Source organism: Leeuwenhoekiella sp. H156 (genome assembly GCF_052218455.1).
GTDB classification, from domain to species: domain Bacteria; phylum Bacteroidota; class Bacteroidia; order Flavobacteriales; family Flavobacteriaceae; genus Leeuwenhoekiella; species Leeuwenhoekiella parthenopeia.
Genome location: NZ_CP197499.1, coordinates 807,828 through 825,375, shown reverse-complemented (window position 1 = coordinate 825,375; position 17,548 = coordinate 807,828). Strand labels below are relative to the sequence as shown.

Annotated in this window: 17 protein-coding genes and 2 tRNA genes; 9 read left to right on the top strand and 10 right to left on the bottom strand. The window is 41.9% G+C overall.

Annotated elements, in window-relative coordinates; all coding sequences use genetic code 11:
- The 6 genes from lgt to ACSSS3_RS03355 form a co-directional block, all read right to left on the bottom strand.
- Positions 1-948, bottom strand: coding sequence for a prolipoprotein diacylglyceryl transferase (lgt, locus tag ACSSS3_RS03380; RefSeq protein ID WP_442846451.1), 948 nt, complete (start codon positions 946-948; stop codon positions 1-3).
- Between the two features lie 66 nt (positions 949-1,014).
- Positions 1,015-1,260 carry a membrane protein insertion efficiency factor YidD gene (gene yidD / locus ACSSS3_RS03375; protein ID WP_442846450.1) on the bottom strand — a complete coding sequence of 82 codons (246 nt, stop codon included), beginning with the start codon at positions 1,258-1,260 and terminating at the stop codon, positions 1,015-1,017.
- 15 nt (positions 1,261-1,275) lie between these two features.
- Positions 1,276-2,766, bottom strand: coding sequence for a cysteine--tRNA ligase (gene cysS / locus ACSSS3_RS03370; RefSeq protein WP_442846449.1), 1,491 nt, complete (start codon positions 2,764-2,766; stop codon positions 1,276-1,278).
- 40 nt (positions 2,767-2,806) lie between these two features.
- Positions 2,807-3,487: a GTP cyclohydrolase I FolE gene (gene folE, locus ACSSS3_RS03365; protein WP_228229534.1), complete on the bottom strand. Its 681-nt coding sequence runs from the start codon at positions 3,485-3,487 to the stop codon at positions 2,807-2,809.
- 167 nt (positions 3,488-3,654) lie between these two features.
- The gene (locus ACSSS3_RS03360) at positions 3,655-5,151 is read right to left on the bottom strand and encodes an OmpP1/FadL family transporter (protein WP_442846448.1); all 1,497 of its coding nucleotides are present in this window, start codon (positions 5,149-5,151) and stop codon (positions 3,655-3,657) included.
- Between the two features lie 21 nt (positions 5,152-5,172).
- Positions 5,173-6,369 carry a hypothetical protein gene (locus ACSSS3_RS03355; protein ID WP_442846447.1) on the bottom strand — a complete coding sequence of 399 codons (1,197 nt, stop codon included), beginning with the start codon at positions 6,367-6,369 and terminating at the stop codon, positions 5,173-5,175.
- Positions 6,370-6,500: 131 nt separating this feature from the next.
- Between ACSSS3_RS03355 and proS the strand changes: the two genes are divergently transcribed.
- From proS to ACSSS3_RS03325, 6 genes are all read left to right on the top strand, one after another.
- Positions 6,501-7,973: a proline--tRNA ligase gene (gene proS / locus ACSSS3_RS03350; RefSeq protein ID WP_442846446.1), complete on the top strand. Its 1,473-nt coding sequence runs from the start codon at positions 6,501-6,503 to the stop codon at positions 7,971-7,973.
- Positions 7,974-8,049: 76 nt separating this feature from the next.
- Positions 8,050-8,121 (top strand) — tRNA-Glu (locus tag ACSSS3_RS03345).
- A gap of 40 nt (positions 8,122-8,161) precedes the next feature.
- A tRNA-Glu gene (locus ACSSS3_RS03340) sits at positions 8,162-8,233 on the top strand.
- Positions 8,234-8,255: 22 nt separating this feature from the next.
- On the top strand, positions 8,256-8,504 hold the full coding sequence (rpsT, locus tag ACSSS3_RS03335) for a 30S ribosomal protein S20 (protein WP_228229530.1): 249 nt from the start codon (positions 8,256-8,258) through the stop codon (positions 8,502-8,504).
- A 164-nt stretch (positions 8,505-8,668) separates the two neighbouring features.
- Entirely contained in the window at positions 8,669-9,022 is a 354-nt protein-coding gene (locus ACSSS3_RS03330; protein WP_442844504.1) for an ISAon1 family transposase N-terminal region protein, read from the top strand.
- Positions 9,012-9,995 (top strand): ISAon1 family transposase, encoded by a 984-nt coding sequence (locus tag ACSSS3_RS03325; RefSeq protein ID WP_442847391.1) that lies wholly within the window; start codon positions 9,012-9,014, stop codon positions 9,993-9,995. Before ACSSS3_RS03330 ends, ACSSS3_RS03325 begins: the two co-directional genes overlap by 11 nt.
- A 78-nt stretch (positions 9,996-10,073) precedes the next feature.
- Here ACSSS3_RS03325 and rho read toward each other — a convergent pair whose 3' ends face one another.
- Positions 10,074-11,864, bottom strand: a complete 1,791-nt coding sequence (rho, locus tag ACSSS3_RS03320) for a transcription termination factor Rho (protein WP_442846445.1) — start codon at positions 11,862-11,864, stop codon at positions 10,074-10,076.
- Positions 11,865-12,071: 207 nt separating this feature from the next.
- Here rho and ACSSS3_RS03315 point away from each other — a divergent pair, with 207 nt between their 5' ends.
- Positions 12,072-12,482: a DUF4293 domain-containing protein gene (locus ACSSS3_RS03315; protein ID WP_442846444.1), complete on the top strand. Its 411-nt coding sequence runs from the start codon at positions 12,072-12,074 to the stop codon at positions 12,480-12,482.
- Positions 12,483-12,585: 103 nt separating this feature from the next.
- On the opposite strand, the gene ACSSS3_RS03310 is transcribed toward ACSSS3_RS03315, so the two are convergent.
- Complete coding sequence (locus tag ACSSS3_RS03310) at positions 12,586-13,080, bottom strand: metallophosphoesterase family protein (protein WP_442846443.1); 495 nt, start codon at positions 13,078-13,080, stop codon at positions 12,586-12,588.
- 75 nt (positions 13,081-13,155) lie between these two features.
- Here ACSSS3_RS03310 and truA point away from each other — a divergent pair, with 75 nt between their 5' ends.
- Together truA and ACSSS3_RS03300 are read left to right on the top strand one after the other, a co-directional pair.
- The gene (gene truA / locus ACSSS3_RS03305) at positions 13,156-13,923 is read left to right on the top strand and encodes a tRNA pseudouridine(38-40) synthase TruA (RefSeq protein ID WP_442846442.1); all 768 of its coding nucleotides are present in this window, start codon (positions 13,156-13,158) and stop codon (positions 13,921-13,923) included.
- Entirely contained in the window at positions 13,910-15,679 is a 1,770-nt protein-coding gene (locus ACSSS3_RS03300) for an ABC transporter ATP-binding protein (protein WP_442846441.1), read from the top strand. The genes truA and ACSSS3_RS03300 overlap by 14 nt, the downstream gene beginning before the upstream one ends.
- Position 15,680: 1 nt before the next feature.
- Here ACSSS3_RS03300 and ACSSS3_RS03295 read toward each other — a convergent pair whose 3' ends face one another.
- Entirely contained in the window at positions 15,681-16,535 is an 855-nt protein-coding gene (locus tag ACSSS3_RS03295; protein WP_228229524.1) for a DUF3667 domain-containing protein, read from the bottom strand.
- A gap of 3 nt (positions 16,536-16,538) precedes the next feature.
- On the bottom strand, positions 16,539-17,321 hold the full coding sequence (gene cdaA / locus ACSSS3_RS03290; protein WP_228229523.1) for a diadenylate cyclase CdaA: 783 nt from the start codon (positions 17,319-17,321) through the stop codon (positions 16,539-16,541).
- Positions 17,322-17,548: the final 227 nt, after the last annotated feature.

The window sequence follows — 17,548 nt, the reverse complement described above, 5'->3', positions numbered from 1 at the left end:
TTAAGATTTAGGATACTCGGGTTGTTTCTTTTGGTTTAAAGCCCGTACAACAAAAAAGATTCCAACTAAAATAAACGGAATACTCAGGATCTGCCCGGTATTAAACCCGAAAATCCAGTCTTCTCTTCCTTCAACCTGAGCGCGCTTGAAGAACTCAACCACAAAACGTACACTCCAAAGCAGAATTAGGAAAAAACCGAACAAGAAGCCTTCTTTTTTACGCAGGCCGGTTTTCCAGTACACAAACATCAGGATTAGAAATACAAAAATATAGCCTGTGGCTTCCATGAGTTGACCCGGAAAACGATAGGGAATTTCGGCGATATAACTTGCAAATTGCGGGTCATCGGTAAGTGCCTGATAGGCTTTTTGTTCATTAGGAATGCCGGTTAAACGCTGAACTTCGTATTTGTTATACTGGTCCTGTACAAATTTGATTCCCAAATTAGAATCGGTGATTTTTCCTACCATTTCAGAATTGAAAAAATTACCTATACGCACGAAGATTGCGCCTAATGAAACCGGAAGAATGACGCGGTCCAAAAGCCATAATACGCTTTTCTTCAACACCTTTTTATTATACAGGTACATAGCGATAATCATACCTATTGCGGCACCGTGGCTTGCAAGCCCCTGAAAGCCGGTATATTCAATATCGGGTACAAACCTGAAGGGTAAAATAACCGAAAGTGGATCTTCCCAGAGCAATTCTGTCTGGTAAAAGAACACATGGCCCAAACGAGCACCTATCAAAATGGCTAATACCGAATAAATAAAGAGCGGGTCTAATTTTTCTTCTTCAACACCTTCTTTTTTGTAAACCCTTTTCATCACATACCAACCCAGAGAGAAGGCAATGACAAACATCAAACTATAGTAGTGAAGGGTAAAAAATCCCAGGTCTAAACCGGTTGAAGGATTCCAGGTCATTTTAAATGGAAGATGCATAAGTAATCAAAATTAAGGCTGTAAATATAGCAAAGCCAAAAGGCTTCTTGGGGGATTTTATCTTTTTTATAGACTTTGTTTTTTGGAGACAGGAGGCACAGGGTCATACCCAGATCCTCCCCATGGGTTGCAACTCGCGATGCGTTTTACTGCCAGCCACAAGCCTCTAATGGGGCCGTGTTTTTGAATTGCTTCAACACTATAATGTGAGCAGGTTGGGGTGTATCTGCAGGCAGGGGGCATTAGGGGAGAGAGAAACCGCTGGTAAAGCCTGATCGGTAAAATCAAAATGGATTGCAGGACTTTTTTCACGGTTGTTCAATTCAATTACCCTGATATGGTATAGGTGGTGCCTTCTCTTCCGTCTTTGAGCTGGATGCCCAACTTTTGGAGTTCATCACGAATCTGGTCACTCAGGGCAAAGTCTTTATTGGCTCTGGCTTCTTTTCGCAACTGAATTAATAATTCAAGAGTGCCATTAAGCTTATCGGTATTGGCTTCTGCGGCAGCGGTAACATCTTCAAGGCCCAGGATTTCAAAAACAAAAGCACGCAAGCTCTGTTTGAAGTCTTCCAGATCAGAAGCTGTGATCTGAGCTTTACCATCTTTAAGCTGATGAATGTACTTAACAGCTTCAAAGAGCTGGGCGATAAGTATGGGCGAATTGAAATCATCATTCATCGCATCATAGCAAGCTTGTTTCCAGCCCGCAATGTCAATACCGCTATTTGCTGAAGCTTCGAGGGAATCAAGTAAACTTACGGCTTCCATCAGACGGTTGAAGCCTTTTTCACTTGCAAGAAGTGCTTCATTGCTAAAATCTAAAACGCTTCGGTAATGCGCCTGCATCACAAAGAAACGGGCAACCGAAGGAGAGAAGCCTTTAGTCAAAAACGGACTGTCACCGGTAAAAATCTGAGCGGGGAAAATGTTGTTTCCATCGCTTTTAGACATTTTTTTACCATTAAGGGTAAGCATATTGGCGTGAAGCCAGTAATTAACAGGATTTTTTCCGTTTGAAGCTTCAGACTGGGCAATCTCACACTCGTGATGCGGAAATTTTAAATCCATCCCACCCCCGTGAATATCAAACTGTTCTCCGAGGTATTTGGTGCTCATTGCGGTACACTCCAGATGCCATCCCGGGAAACCGTCGCCCCAGGGAGAAGGCCAGCGCATGATGTGTTGCGGTTCGGCTTTCTTCCATAAAGCAAAATCCTGAGCATTTCTCTTTTCGCTTTGCGCGGTAAGTTCGCGGGTATTGGTAATCATGTCCTCCAATTGACGCCCGCTTAGTTTGCCGTACTCGTGTTTCTCATTGAATTTGATGACATCAAAATAAACAGAGCCGTTTTTTTCGTAGGCATAACCGTTCTCTAAAATTTCTTTTATGATCTCGATTTGTTCAATGATGTGTCCGGTTGCGGTAGGCTCAATACTGGGGGGGAGGCAGTTGAACTTTTGAAGGATATTATGAAAGTCTATGGTGTATTGCTGCACCACTTCCATAGGTTCTATTTGCTCTAGTCGGGCTTTTTTTGCGATTTTATCTTCTCCTTCATCAGCATCATCGGTAAGGTGTCCCGCATCGGTAATGTTGCGTACATAGCGCACTTTATATCCCAAATGCTTCAGATATCTGAAAATCATATCAAAGGACATAAAGGTGCGCACATTTCCAAGGTGCACATTGCTATACACGGTAGGTCCGCATACGTACATCCCAACATTACCCTCTAAAAGAGGTTTGAAAGATTCTTTCTTTCCGCTTAGAGAATTGTAAAGGCTGATGTTTTGTTTGTGGTACAGAGCCGTCATAGCTATGGTTTTAAATGCTTTTGTGCCTACGCAGGTAGATTTAAAAAGGGGTGTCGAGTTTAATGTAATCTAAAAACTCGCGTCGTACTGCCTCATCTTTGAATTTACCGCCAAATTCGCTGGTTACCGTGCTGCTTTCGATATCGCGAATACCGCGACTGTTTACACAAAGGTGTTTGGCATCAATCACGCACGCGACATCTTCAGTGCCTAAAGCCTGCTGCAATTCCTGAACAATTTGCATCGTAAGGCGTTCCTGAACCTGTGGTCTTTTGGCATAATAGTCAACAATGCGGTTCATTTTTGACAGACCTACTACGGTACCGTTAGAAATGTAAGCTACGTGTGCCCGCCCAACAATAGGCAGGAGATGGTGTTCGCAGGTAGAGTAAACGGTAATGTTTTTCTCTACCAGCATCTCGCCGTATTTGTAATTATTTTTAAATGTAGATGCCTTGGGTTTACGCGCCGGACTCAAACCACCAAAAATTTCATTTACAAACATCTTGGCCACACGGTTAGGTGTGCCTCTAAGGCTGTCGTCTGTAAGGTCCAGACCCAGGGTTTGCATAATATGATTAACGTCTTCTTTGATTAACTCGATCTTTTCAGCATCGGTAAGTTTAAAGGCATCATCACGCAAAGGAGTCTGTGCAGAAGTGCTGTGGTGGTTATCACCTATTTCGTCTAGTGCATTCAATTCTTCGTTGTCAATTTTCATATTCATAGTGCATTTAGTCGCTGGTTGCGCTAAGGGCTTGCAAAGATAGTATAATTAACAATTTAATTGCTTAACACTTGCGGCTACATTTAGCCATTGCGATATTAAAAAAAGCCTTAATACTGAAATGCATTAAGGCTTGATATGAATTTTGAAAATAGGGTGTTCTACAGCTTGAATGAAAGCGTTGCCACCAGGCTGGTGTTGATATGATCAATAAAAGTTGTGTTGGTGAAAGCCCCGTCATGCAAAGCTGGATTTTGCTCCTGTTTTGCCCAGTCGTAGGCAACGTCAATACGGGCGTTACCAATAGCATACCCAAGACCAAGAGAATACCCGGTAAGATCTCCCAGAGTGGTTTGATTTGCATACGGACTTTCCTGAAAGCGATATCCTCCTCTGAAACTCCAGCTGCCTGCAAGAAACTCGCCGCCAAAGCGAAAAGTAGATACTCCTTTCAGACTATTGCTTAGATCTGCGTTGAGTTGCTGGAAGAATACATCGTTCTCCGGTCTGAATTTGATTGAGCTGTAATCCTGATAGGAATAATCAAAGCTTAGAAACCCACCCGCGCCAAAAACATAGGCAATGCTTCCTGTAGCCTTTGCCGGAGTTTGAAACTCGTAATCTTCATAGACGTTAATGACGTTCGGGTTAATTACAGTTTCACCAAGGTCGCTGGTTGTGCGTAGAAATTGTTCGGTTTCTTCGCTGATCGTATAGTAGGTGGGACTGTCTAGAGTAAGACCGAGTCTCAAACTTTGAGAAGCTTTATAAATAGCACCTATTTGGGCTGAAAATCCAGAGCCGAACGCTCTGTAATCATTTTCAAAATCGAGGCTGCTAACGGCATTATTTTGTTGAATGTTGTCTTCAAAAAGCAGGGTGTTCCGTGTAAAATTAAACGCGTGTATATTGATATTTCCACCCAGGTAAAAATCTTCTCCAAACTGGGCTGCAGCATTTAGCGTATATCTGCTGTTGTTTCCAAAGCTGGTATACCGGTATTCCTGGTCAAAGGCGTTGCCGTTTTGTGCATTGGTGTATGCCGTATTATTAAGATCTGAAGATTCCGGATCGATTAAATATCCCTGATAACCTAAAAAGGCCTGCTGAGCGCTAAAGCTTTCATTTTCTCCTAAAAATTGATACAATTCATCTAAAGTTTCGCCGTTCTGAAGTTCTAAGAGTTCGAGTGGTGTTCCCTGAGCATAGCCAAGAAAATAATTGCTTATAGAATTAGAGCTTACGCCAGACGCTAAAAATTGATTGTCAAAATCATTAGAGCGATCGTAATTAAATCCGAAGCTGAGTTTGGTAACACTACCGGTGCCATTTGATACAAACACAGCTCCTAACTGATTAAAATCAAGATCAGAACTTGAATTTGTGGTTATACCGTCACCGTAATGGGTTTGATTATCGTATCCATCAGACGAAAGACTTAAGGAAACAAAGCTTTGATTGAAAACAGCTGAACCGGCAGGGTTATTATTTAAAGCAGATAAATCTCCGCCAAGGGCGCCAAATGCTCCGCTAACCCCGCGGTATCTTGCGGTACCGGTTAAATTTTCGGTGCTGTAGTTTACGGCATCAGATATGGTTTGTGCGTTCACTTGGGACAAACCAATACCTATCATAAAAATTATGAGAACTTTTTTCATACTTGTAAATTGATACATTAATTACCCGCGACCTCCGCCTCTTCTTCCTCCTGAAGAAGATGAAGAACTGCTTCTGCCTCCTGATGAACTTGATCTTGAAGGTGCAGCGCTACGGGATGGAGCAGTGCTTCTTGACATGGTGCTGCTTCGGCTTGGAGTCGAGCTGTTAGATCTGCTGTACGTGCTGCTTCTTGTTGTTGGAGCACTGCTGCGCACCGCGTTAGAGTTTCCACTCGCACTTCTGCTGATGCTTCCGCTACTGCGTCTGGCTGGGCTACTGTAAATGGATCTGTTACTCGTTGTGCTGGAGCGCGAAACTCTGGAGTTTGAGGTGTTTCCGGAAGCACTACGCGAGCGTGTGTCAACACCTACACCATTGCGGCTGTACGTACGACTGGTACGGGCGTAGTTTACATCAGATGATCGGCGCGAATTGGTAGAATAGCTGCTTCTGCTGCGTGAGTAGGATGCCCTCGAATCTGCCGTTCTGCCCGATTCATAACGTCCTCCTCTGCGTGAGTTGGAATAGGCTAATCTATTGTTGTCGTAACGGCTGTGATACCAGTTACGGTATGGATATCCATAAAAGTTATTGTATCCGTAAAAACCTGCATAGGGATAGCCCCATCCGCCAATTCCATAACCCCAGTAAGGGTTACCCCAAGCGCCAAAACCATAACCCCATCCAACGTTTCCGTAAAAGGGACCGCCCCAACCCCAGGCGTTATAGGGAGAATTCCATCCCCATCCCCAGTTGTTCCAGCCCCATCCGGCATTTCCAAAAAACGGACTGCCCCAGGCACCCCATCCGGCACCCCAGAACGGACTGTTGTTATAAACATTTACGACTGTATTGTCATAGGTATCTCCCCAACCGGGTTGGGCATTATAGCCTAAATCATTATCGAGAAGCAGGTCTTCTTCGGTGTAATCACCCGTAGAAGAATACGAATCAATATCTGTAAAAATGACGCCTTCCTGCTGAGCATTATCAATATCGGCAGCACCCTGATTAAAATAATCAGCGTATATACTACCGTTGGCATTGGTTGTCACATCTTGCGAAGTCACGTTATTGTAGTCTCTGTTTGATGGAGATCCGTAAATTCCATCATTCATAGCATATTGTGACGTTCCGCAAGAGATTAAACCCGCTGAAGCAAAAATGCCCAGGGCCAATTTCAGTATTCCTGTTTGTGTAATGTTCAAGCCTCGCATATCATCCGTATTTATTGTTGTACAATTGTAAATTTAGTTAGTTTTGCGGTCAAATTTGTGCATTTAACAAAGATGTTACAAATCCGAAAAACTACTTAATCTAGCACAAGAGTTGTGCCAAATTTCTATATATGGGAAAGAATTTAACCTCACGGGCAGAAGATTATTCAAAATGGTATAACGAGCTGGTTGTAAAGGCAGATCTGGCCGAAAACAGCGGAGTGCGCGGTTGCATGGTTATTAAGCCTTACGGTTATGCGATATGGGAAAAAATGCAGGCCGAACTGGATCGCATGTTTAAACTTACCGGTCACGAGAATGCGTATTTTCCGTTATTTATTCCTAAATCCTACTTTAGTAAGGAGGCAAGTCACGTAGATGGTTTTGCAAAGGAATGTGCTGTGGTTACGCATTACCGTCTTAAGAATGATGAAGATGGCGGAATTATAGTAGATCCGGAAGCTAAATTGGAGGAGGAGCTTATTGTAAGGCCTACCTCAGAAACCATAATTTGGGATACGTACAGAAAGTGGATTCAGTCTTATCGCGATTTACCTATAAAAATCAATCAATGGGCAAACGTGGTGCGTTGGGAAATGCGCACGCGTCTGTTTCTACGCACTGCAGAATTTTTATGGCAGGAGGGGCATACTGCTCACGCGACCGAGCAGGAGGCGATAGAAGAAGCTAACCTGATGATGCGCGTTTATGCTGAATTTGCAGAGCGTTTTATGGCAATGCCTGTTATACGCGGTACAAAAACAGAAAGCGAACGCTTTGCGGGAGCTCTTGAAACCTATTGTATTGAAGCCTTAATGCAGGATGGTAAGGCGCTTCAGGCGGGAACTTCACACTTTTTGGGTCAGAATTTTGCCAAGGCCTTTGATGTTAAGTTTGCATCCAAAGAAGGGAATCAGGAACATGTCTGGGCTACCAGTTGGGGTGTTTCAACCCGATTGATGGGGGCTCTGGTGATGACACATAGCGATGATAATGGTCTGGTTTTGCCTCCAAAATTAGCGCCAATTCAGGTGGTTATTGTTCCTATATACAGAGGGGAGGAGCAGCTTGATGCAATATCGCAGGTCGCCAAAGAATTAAAGCGTGAGCTACAGCTTTTGGGTGTTTCGGTTAAATATGATGATCGTGATACTCATAAACCGGGCTGGAAATTTAATGAGTACGAACTCAAAGGGGTTCCGCTGCGTATTGCGATTGGTCCGCGGGATCTCGAGAAGCGTACGGTTGAACTGGCTCGAAGAGATACCTTGTCTAAAGAGGTTGTTTCTAAAGATGCTATTGTTGATCGCGTGCAGGCTTTACTGGCAGAAATGCAAACAGCCCTATTTGATAAAGCGCTTAAATTTAGAGATTCGCATATCACCGAGGTGGAAACCTATGACGAGTTTAAAGATATTCTGGAGAATAAGACCGGTTTTGTAAGTGCATTCTGGGATGGTACCTCAGAAACCGAAGAACAAATCAAGAACGAAACTAAAGCTACAATTCGTTGTGTACCACTTGATAACAAGGAAGAATCAGGTACTTGCGTGTATAGCGGGAAACCGGCTTCGAGACGTGTTTTGTTTGCAAAAGCATATTAATTTGAATTTTTTTTGTTTTGCTATTGCGACTTATGAAAATATGTTTATTTTTGCATCCGCATTTGAAACAAAGGCTGGTCCGTTCGTCTAGGGGTTAGGACGCCAGGTTTTCATCCTGGTAACAGGGGTTCGATTCCCCTACGGACTACAAAGGTTTTCACATACCTCAAATGTGATAAAAACATAATGGCCCGTTCGTCTATCGGCTAGGACGCCAGGTTTTCATCCTGGTAAGAGGGGTTCGATTCCCCTACGGGCTACAATTTAAAACAGAGCAAGATAATGGCAAATCACAAGTCATCTTTAAAAAGAATTAGAAACAGCGAGACAAAGCGTCTTAGAAACCGTTACCAAAGCAGAACTACACGTAATGCAATGAAAAAATTACGTGAGGCTGATAAAAAAGAAGCAGAGACTATGTTTCCTTCTGTGGTTTCTATGATCGATAAGTTAGCTAAGAATAATATCATTCACGATAACAAAGCATCTAACTTAAAATCACAATTGGCTAAGCACGTAAACGCGCTTTAATCAATTCTGTTTAAAAGTTTAAAAACTCCCTTGCATTTTTATGCGAGGGAGTTTTTTTGTTGGGATAAATCTGAATATATAGAAGTATAAAAAAATGGATCATTCTCAAAAGTTGTGTGTGAATTGAATGAATAGTTTGATTTTTGTTTTCTAAACAGGAGGCATTGGACGCATATATAGATTTACTTAAGATTTTATTACCAGAATTATTGATTACCCATTTTAACCTTACCGGTCATCAAACAGAGGGAGATATACTGCACCTGCATTTTGAAGAAAAACCAGAGGTCCCTAAAGAGTTTTCTTCAAGCCTGGTCACAGCGCACGGGTTCCATAAAGAAATAACCGTTCAGGATTTTCCTGTGCGTGGCAAAAAAGTATTCCTGCATATAAAGCGACGTCGATGGCTCAACAAACAAGACAAAAAAGTTATTCAGCGTGACTGGAACTTAGTAGCACAGGGAACCCGAATGACCGTCGAGTTTGCTGCTTTTTTAAAAGTACTTAATCAATACTAAAGCTTCTGACTGTCATACCATAGGTGGGTTCTACGGAGTAAACGGTAAAAAACTTCAACGCCAGTACAAAGACCAATTAAGCGACTTCAAAACTTGGGAGCAAAAACCACATGCTAAGCAATGGCTCATCTTTCCAGAGAATATAGGAAGATACTTATCTATTGACGAAACTGCGCTATCCAGAGGGGAGCTCTACACCATAATCACAAATAAAAAAGCAAAAGGTAAAAAAGGATGCATTGTTGCGATCTTTTCCGGCACTAAAGTAGAGCCTATCATAGAGCAGCTCCTTCAAATACCAGCAAAGAAACGAGCCAAAGTCAAAGAAATCACTTTGGATATGGCTAATTCAATGAAGACCATTGCAAGAAAATGTTTCCCAAAAGCAATACAGGTTACAGACCGATTCCATGTACAGAAACTGGCACTGGAAGCCTTACAGGATATAAGGATCAAACACCGATGGGATGCTATAGATATGGAGAACGAACAAATTAAACAAGCCCGGTTAAAACAGAAAAGTTTTACTCCCAAAACCTTTGACAATGGGGATACCAAAAAACAGTTATTAGCCAGGAGCCGGTATCTGCTCTATAAAGCACCTTCAAATTGGACAGAAAACCAATACCAGCGAAGTAAAATACTCTTCGAGCACTATCCAGATATAAAGTTGGCATTTAAGCTCACGCAAAGACTTAGGGATATATTCAACAAAGCAAAGTCAGTAGAAGTGGCTTATACAAAACTGGCTCATTGGTATAAAGATGTAGAGAACACAGGATTTAAGGCATTCAATACCATTGCTAATACCATAAACATTAATTATAGATCAATACTCAATTACTTTATAAACAGAAGTACTAACGCTTCAGCTGAGTCCTTCAATGCAAAGATCAAAGCATTTAGAAGCCAATTTAGAGGAGTAAAAAACATAGAATTCTTTCTATACAGATTAACTACAATTTTTGCTTAAACACAACAATTAGGATTGATCCAAAAAAAATGCCGCATCACTTATGATGCGGCATTTTTAGTATAGTAAAAAAGTTTTTTAACCGTTCATCGATATCAAAAACTCTTCGTTGTTTTTAGTTTGTTTAATGCGTTCACTGATGAATTCCATCGCTTCAATAGGATTCATATCTGCAAGGTATTTACGCATTACCCACATACGCTGAATAGCGTTTTCGCTAAGCAGTAAATCATCACGACGGGTACTTGAAGAGGTAAGGTCAATCGCAGGGAAAATTCTTCGGTTAGCGATCTTACGATCCAACTGCAGTTCCATGTTACCGGTTCCTTTAAATTCTTCAAAAATAACCTCGTCCATTTTTGAACCGGTCTCTGTTAATGCCGTGGCTATGATTGAAAGGGAACCTCCGTTTTCAATATTTCGCGCAGCGCCAAAGAAACGTTTGGGTTTGTGCAGGGCATTGGCATCAACACCACCGCTCAAAATTTTGCCGGAAGCAGGCTGTACGGTGTTGTAAGCGCGGGCCAGACGTGTGATTGAGTCTAAAAGGATTACCACATCGTGACCACATTCTACCAGGCGTTTTGCTTTCTCCAGAACGATGTTGGCTACGCGCACGTGTTCGTGAGCCTCTTTGTCAAAAGTTGAAGCTACAACCTCACCTTTTACGTTACGTTGCATATCGGTCACCTCTTCAGGACGCTCATCAATTAAAAGAATCATTTGATAAACCTCAGGATGGTTTGCTGCGATTGCGTTTGCAACATCTTTAAGCAACATCGTCTTACCGGTTTTGGGCTGAGATACAATCATACCCCGCTGTCCTTTTCCGATAGGTGCAAAAAGATCCATAATACGGGTAGAGATAGTGCTTTGGCGATCTGCTAAGTTGAATTTTTCCTTAGGGAAAAGCGGTGTGAGGTGTTCAAACGAAACACGGTCACGCACCACGCTGGGGTCTAGTCCGTTGATCTTAGAAACCTTAATAAGCGGGAAATATTTTTCCCCTTCTTTAGGAGGTCTTATTACTCCCAGTACAGTATCTCCGGTTTTGAGACCGAATAAACGTATTTGAGATTGCGATACGTAAATATCATCGGGTGATGACAGGTAGTTGTAGTCTGAAGAACGCAGGAAGCCGTAGCCGTCTTGCATTATGTCCAGTACACCCTCGCTCTCAATAAGTCCGTCAAACTCATAATCAGGCTCGCGGTAGCGGTTGCGGGTGTCTTTATTCCCGTTGTCGCGCTGATTATTGTGGCTATTGCCGTTTGAATTACTGTTATTATTATTATTATTATTATTGTTGTTGTTCTGGTTGCCATTAGAATTATTCCCCGAATTGTTATTTCGGTTGTTATTCCTGGGGTTGTTGGCATTTGATCCCGAATTGGAATCTTTTGTATTCTTGGTATTTTGATTGCCGGAGTTGGGATTGTTTTCCTTGCGCGGTCTTCCTTTTGCCGAATTAGAATCCTGTTTGGTGGTAGTATCCTGATCGGGCTTGTTGGGTTTAGGTTTGCGTTTTTGCTTTTCCTTATCTTTAGAAGAATCTACGTCTTTAGATTGATTGGAAGAATCTTTTGGCCCTGTAGATTTTGGAGGATTGTTAGGCCCTTTTGATCCTGAATTCTTTCGGGATTCGTCTTTTTCAGGTTTTCCAGAAGCTTTAGCCCCGGAGTTTGAGGAATCTGAGCTTTTATCTTCGATGACTTCAGCTACAGCTTTAGGGTCTGCTGCCTGCTGGTCAAGGATTTTATAAACTAAATCAAGCTTTTTGAGTGTTCTAAACTTTGGGATATCAAGGCCTTTGGCAATTTCCTGAAGTTCAGGTAGCTTTTTAGCTTTTAATTCTGAAATATTAAACATGAACGATACGTATGAATTTCTGTAATGAATTGGTTTGAATGCGATCAAAAAATTTTGAGAGAAGATCTGATAAATTTTTTGGCAAGTAAGTAGTCAACTCAGAGTTGGCTACACAATGTACTGCAATAATACAACAATATTTTTTATTAATTTGGCTCTAGTCTGATAGAAGTTTTTATTTTTGTCAGCCCTAATGAAGGTATTTACATGATACAACGCATACAAAGCATTTATTTAATTTTGGCCGCAGCGGTTTCTGCCGGACTTTTATTTCTGATACCGGTTTTTAGTACGGCTGAGGGAGAACCGGTTTATGCTACCGGACGTGTCGAGTTGCTGGCTATGTTTTTAGGAAGTGCGTTGTTGTCGTTTATTACCATTTTTTTATTTAAAAATAGAAAGCTGCAGTTTGTACTAGGCAGACTGAATATCATATTAAACTTTATTTTACTAGGTGTATTGGTTTACCAGTCGCAAATCTTATCTGGAGGGGCGGCGGCCCCGGAGAAAGGTATTGGGATGCTAATCCCCATCATTTCTATCGTTTTTATCGCTTTGGCAAACAAAGCAATTAAGCGGGATGAGGATCTTGTAAAATCTGTTGACCGGTTGCGATAGACCTACTATCTTAGTTAATTAGTGCGAAGCCCTGCAAGTATGCCAACTTGCAGGGTTTTTCGTTTTAAAATGTTTGGAGCAGGCCTTAATTAAGCACCAGGTATTAATCGCGTTTCATTTCTATAACCTCCAGATTGTCTATTTTACCCTGATCTACTGTAAACCGAAGCATGGTGCGTACTTTATGAAATCCGTGTTTGCCCACAGCACCGGGATTCATATGCAGCAGGTTGAGTTTTCGGTCTGGCATCACTTTTAAGATGTGTGAATGCCCGCAAATAAATAATTTGGGCGGGTGCGCATATAATTCTTCCCGAATGGCAGGCGAATATCGGCCCGGGTAACCCCCTATATGAGTGATAAGCACATCGACACCTTCACAATTAAAACGGTTATTTAAGGGGAATTCATTTCTGATCTCGTGATCGTCAATATTGCCATATACGGCTCGTAAAGGGGCTATTTTTTGAAGCGCATCGGTTACTCTTAGATCTCCTATATCACCTGCGTGCCATACTTCATCTGCTTTTTTGGCGTATGCCAAAATACGATCGTCTATATGGCTGTGGGTGTCACTGAGAAGCAGGATTTTTTTCATACGAGGGAAACTTAATTGGGTGAGAAGAGCCCCTGCAAAGATGTATCTTTGCAGCTTTAATCACAAATTCAAAGCGTGCGGTATTTTATAGATATAGCTTACGAGGGGACTGCATACCATGGTTGGCAGCGACAGCCGCAGAGTATCACCGTGCAGGAAGAATTGGAAAAGGCATTAACCACCTTGCTAAGGTCTGAAATTGCGGTTACCGGTGCCGGGCGCACAGATGCCGGAGTGCATGCAAAACAACTTTGGGTTCATTTTGACTATGAAAATTTGCTAACTCCAGATGAGCAACAACATCTGGTTTTTAGACTGAATCGTTTTTTGCCCAAAGCCATTGCCGTTAAAACGATGACTCCTGTAGCGGCAGAAGCACATGCGCGTTTTGATGCCATAGAGCGCAGTTATTCTTATTTCATTCACCAGCAGAAAAATCCTTTTTTGGTGAATCAATCGTATTTTTTTGAAGCCGAAGTGGATTTGGAGTTGATGAATGAGGCTGCAAAATTGCTTTTAGGCAGGCAGGATTTTAAATGTTTCAGCCGGTCAAATACAGATGTGAAAACTTATCTTTGCGACATTAGGGAAGCGTTCTGGAGCCGTGAAGAAGACCGATTGGTTTTTAGGATTACTGCAGATCGATTTTTACGCAATATGGTGCGCGCCGTAGTAGGAACTTTGCTGGATGTAGGCCTTAAAAAAACGAGCGTTAATGAGTTGAAAGACATCATAGCCGGCGGCGAGCGATCTGAGGCAGGCGCTTCTGCTCCTGCGCATGGCTTATACCTCACCGCAGTGCGTTACCCCGAAGAAATCTTTATCCCGTATGGCAGACAATAAAGGCAATGCTTTTGATTTTGGCTTGTTTAAAAAGCTTTTGAGTTATACACGCCCTTATCAGGGGCGCATGTATTTTGTAGGTATTTCTGCGATTCTGATTTCAGTATTTGCAGTTTTACGGCCCATTTATTTCGAGTATGCCATAGACCAGGGTATGCAGCCCAGGGATATGGACACGTTGCTGTACTATATTGGGTTGAGTTTTCTGGTGCTTCTGGGCGAATCTATTTTCCAGCTTGTATTTATCTATTTTGCAAACTGGCTGGGACAGCAGGTGGTACTCGATATACGCACCAGGCTTTTTAATCACATGATTTATTTTAAAAAGCAGTATTACGACAAATCTGCCGTGGGCAGGCTGGTGACGCGGGCTGTAAATGATATCGAAACCATCTCAAGTATTTTTAGTCAGGGGCTTTTTATGATTATCAGTGATCTTCTTAAAATGCTGGTGATTGCGGGAGTAATGCTTTACAAAAGCTGGCAGCTTTCTCTTATAGTTTTTGTTATCCTTCCGTTTATACTTTATGCCACCCGTATTTTTCAGCGGAAGATGAAAGTTGCGTTTGAAGAAGTGCGTACTCAGGTCGCTAATCTCAATTCATTTGTTCAGGAACGGGTTACCGGGATGAAAATTGTGCAGATTTTTTCGCGTGAGCGCATAGAGCGTGAGAAGTTTAACGAGATTAACCAAAAGCATATGCGGGCCTGGAACAAGACCGTATGGTACAACTCTATTTTCTTTCCCATTGCCGAAATGGTTACTTCAATCACGATAGGTTTACTGGTTTGGTATGGGGGTTTGAGAGCTGTAGAGAATGATGTTATTACCATAGGTCTGGTAACTGCTTTTATACAATTTTCGCAAATGCTGTTTACACCGTTACGTCAAATTGCCGATAAGTTTAATACCCTGCAGATGGGAATGGTAGCGGCCAATCGGGTTTTTGGTATTCTGGATACCGATGCACGTATTAAAGATGAAGGGACGCGCGAACTGGCTAAAATTAAAGGAGATATCAGTTTTCAGGATGTGCGCTTCAGTTATGTGCCGGACGAAGAGGTTTTACGCGGAATTAATCTCGAGGTTGCGGCAGGAGAGACGGTTGCTATTGTAGGATCTACAGGAGCCGGAAAATCGACTATCATTAACTTACTGAGTCGCTTTTATGAAATTGACAGTGGAACGATTTCTATTGACGGAATAGATATAAAAGATGTAAAAATCACTTCGCTGCGCTCTGAAATTGCGGTTGTTTTACAGGATGTTTTCCTGTTTGCAGATTCTATTCTCAATAACATCACGCTCAATAATCCCGATATTTCGGAAGAGGATGTGGTGAACGCGGCTAAAACTATTGGTGTAGATAAATTTATATCGAGCCTTCCTAATGGCTATCATTACAATGTAAAAGAGCGCGGTGCGATGTTGAGCAGTGGTCAACGCCAGCTCATTTCATTTTTACGGGCTTATGTAAGCAACCCAAGTATTCTGGTTCTGGATGAGGCTACTTCTTCTGTCGATTCTAATAGTGAGCACCTCATACAAAAGGCGATTAATAAAATCACCAAAGGGCGTACCTCAATTGTAATCGCGCATCGTCTGGCCACAATTAAAAAGGCAGATAAGATCATCGTGATGGAAAAGGGTCAGATTGTTGAAATGGGCAACCATAAAAGTCTTCTGGAGAAGGAAGATGGTTACTACAGAAAACTCTACGAAGTACAGTTTGCCTCAAATTCTGAAATAGAGTAATCTAGCTTTTAGATTGCCCGGCAGTTTTTGTGCTTTCGATCAGAGCATCAAAAACACCCAGTTTATACATTATTATCATAGCTACAGTGCATAAAATGGTGAAAACAATACCTCCGATTAAGGCAAACAGCGAGGTTTTTAAGATCAGGCTGGTAGTGTTTAAACGGTACAAGCGTTTAAGTACAAAGCAGATATAAACAATGTAGGCGATAATTCCTGTAAAGCTGATAAAGGTATACAGGGAGGTTGACCAAATCGTGCCAATGGCTAAAATGTAGAATACCAGGTTAATGTGACTAAACGCATAGAGGTAAATTACAATATGCTCCAGGTAATTGTACTTTTTGTAATTCCAGAATACGATTCGGGAGATTAAAGCCAGAATGGGAATACTCAAAACGCTGAAAAGTGTCTGGTATTCATTAATGCTCATCGTAAAATTTTTGATAAATGCCAGCTGCTGTTCCTGATTTGGAGTTTCAGATACCTGAAGGTTTTCAAAAAGGGAATCCATTAAATACTCACGAAGGATAAATACATAGATTCCCGCTACCGTAAGTGATATGGCAAAGTAACCAAAGGCAGAGAGGTATTTTTTACGAACCCCGTCTATATAACCGCCTATGACGTCTTCCGGTTTGGTAAAGAGTGCTCTGAAGGTTTTTAGAAAGGCGCTATCCAGGTTTAGGAAGCGGTCATTAAAATCTTCAGCCAGGTTTTTTACGGTTATTCGGTTTTTTACGATTTGTCCTCCGCAGGCACTGCAAAATGCTGCACCGGCATCTAAATTTTGATGACAATTTCTACAATAGCTTACTATGGCTAGTTGTTCATTGGTCTGCTCAACTTGTTCCATAATTTAGCTTAGGTCTTTACGTATGATATCTACGAGCTCGGTCGTGTTCTTGAATAATACAAATTCGCCATCCTTAAGATAGCTGATGTTGCCGGTTTCTTCACTAACAACCAGGGCTACAGCATCTGTTTTTTCGGTAATACCAACAGCGGCTCTGTGCCGAAGCCCAAAGCGCAGGGGAATGTTGCGCTCATTAGAAACCGGAAGTATGGCACGGGTAGCGACAATTTTGTTGTCTTCGATAATGGCGGCTCCATCGTGCAGGGTTGAATTTTTAAAGAAAATGCTTTCCAGAATGGGGCGGTTCACCTCGAGGTTCATCTCGTCACCGGTTTGTTTTACAAAATCGAGATTGGTGGTGCGCTGAATGACGATGAGTGCGCCGGTTTTGTCCTTGCCCATTTTTTCGCAGGCATCTACAATCTCTTCCACTTTAGTGAGGGAGTTGTCCTGATTTTCGTCCTGAAGAAACTTGATGTGTTTTAAAAATCCTGACTTCCGGCCGATGTTTGTAGAACCTATCATCAGCAAAAACTTGCGAATTTCCTGTTGAAAAACCACGATGAGCGCAAACATCCCGGCACCGATAAACTGGCCCAGAATGGTACTTAGCATTTCCATCTGAAGCAATTGTGTGATTTTCCAGATTACCCAGATGATACAAATTCCCAGAAAAATATTGATGGCCACAGTACCCTTAACGAGTTTGTAAAGATAATAGAGTAGGGTGGCTACCAATAGGATGTCGACCAGGTCAAGTATTCTAAAGTTTTCAAGAATGTCCAATGCTCAGGTAGTTTTTGTAAAAATAGGCTAAAATATATGGTTCTCTAAAGTGACAGAAGGTATTAAATTATACAAAAGCACCATATAAAATGAATACAAACATAAAACTACAAAAATAGTTGTTTAACTATAATTTTCGTTTTATGTTTGTAATGCGTTAGGGATTAAGGCATTGTCGGAGCGCATTTGCAGCCGTTTTTTTCGGCGGCAAATCGCGACTGCCGCAA

Coding starts and splice junctions, on each gene's coding strand:
- lgt (WP_442846451.1), bottom strand. CDS start 948: ATGCATCTTCCATTTAAAATGACCTGGAATCCTTCAACCGGTTTAGAC.
- cysS (WP_442846449.1), bottom strand. CDS start 2,766: ATGACGGCTCTGTACCACAAACAAAACATCAGCCTTTACAATTCTCTA.
- folE (WP_228229534.1), bottom strand. CDS start 3,487: ATGAAAATTGACAACGAAGAATTGAATGCACTAGACGAAATAGGTGAT.
- ACSSS3_RS03360 (WP_442846448.1), bottom strand. CDS start 5,151: ATGAAAAAAGTTCTCATAATTTTTATGATAGGTATTGGTTTGTCCCAA.
- ACSSS3_RS03355 (WP_442846447.1), bottom strand. CDS start 6,369: ATGCGAGGCTTGAACATTACACAAACAGGAATACTGAAATTGGCCCTG.
- proS (WP_442846446.1), top strand. CDS start 6,501: ATGGGAAAGAATTTAACCTCACGGGCAGAAGATTATTCAAAATGGTAT.
- rpsT (WP_228229530.1), top strand. CDS start 8,256: ATGGCAAATCACAAGTCATCTTTAAAAAGAATTAGAAACAGCGAGACA.
- rho (WP_442846445.1), bottom strand. CDS start 11,864: ATGTTTAATATTTCAGAATTAAAAGCTAAAAAGCTACCTGAACTTCAG.
- ACSSS3_RS03315 (WP_442846444.1), top strand. CDS start 12,072: ATGATACAACGCATACAAAGCATTTATTTAATTTTGGCCGCAGCGGTT.
- ACSSS3_RS03310 (WP_442846443.1), bottom strand. CDS start 13,080: ATGAAAAAAATCCTGCTTCTCAGTGACACCCACAGCCATATAGACGAT.
- ACSSS3_RS03300 (WP_442846441.1), top strand. CDS start 13,910: ATGGCAGACAATAAAGGCAATGCTTTTGATTTTGGCTTGTTTAAAAAG.
- ACSSS3_RS03295 (WP_228229524.1), bottom strand. CDS start 16,535: ATGGAACAAGTTGAGCAGACCAATGAACAACTAGCCATAGTAAGCTAT.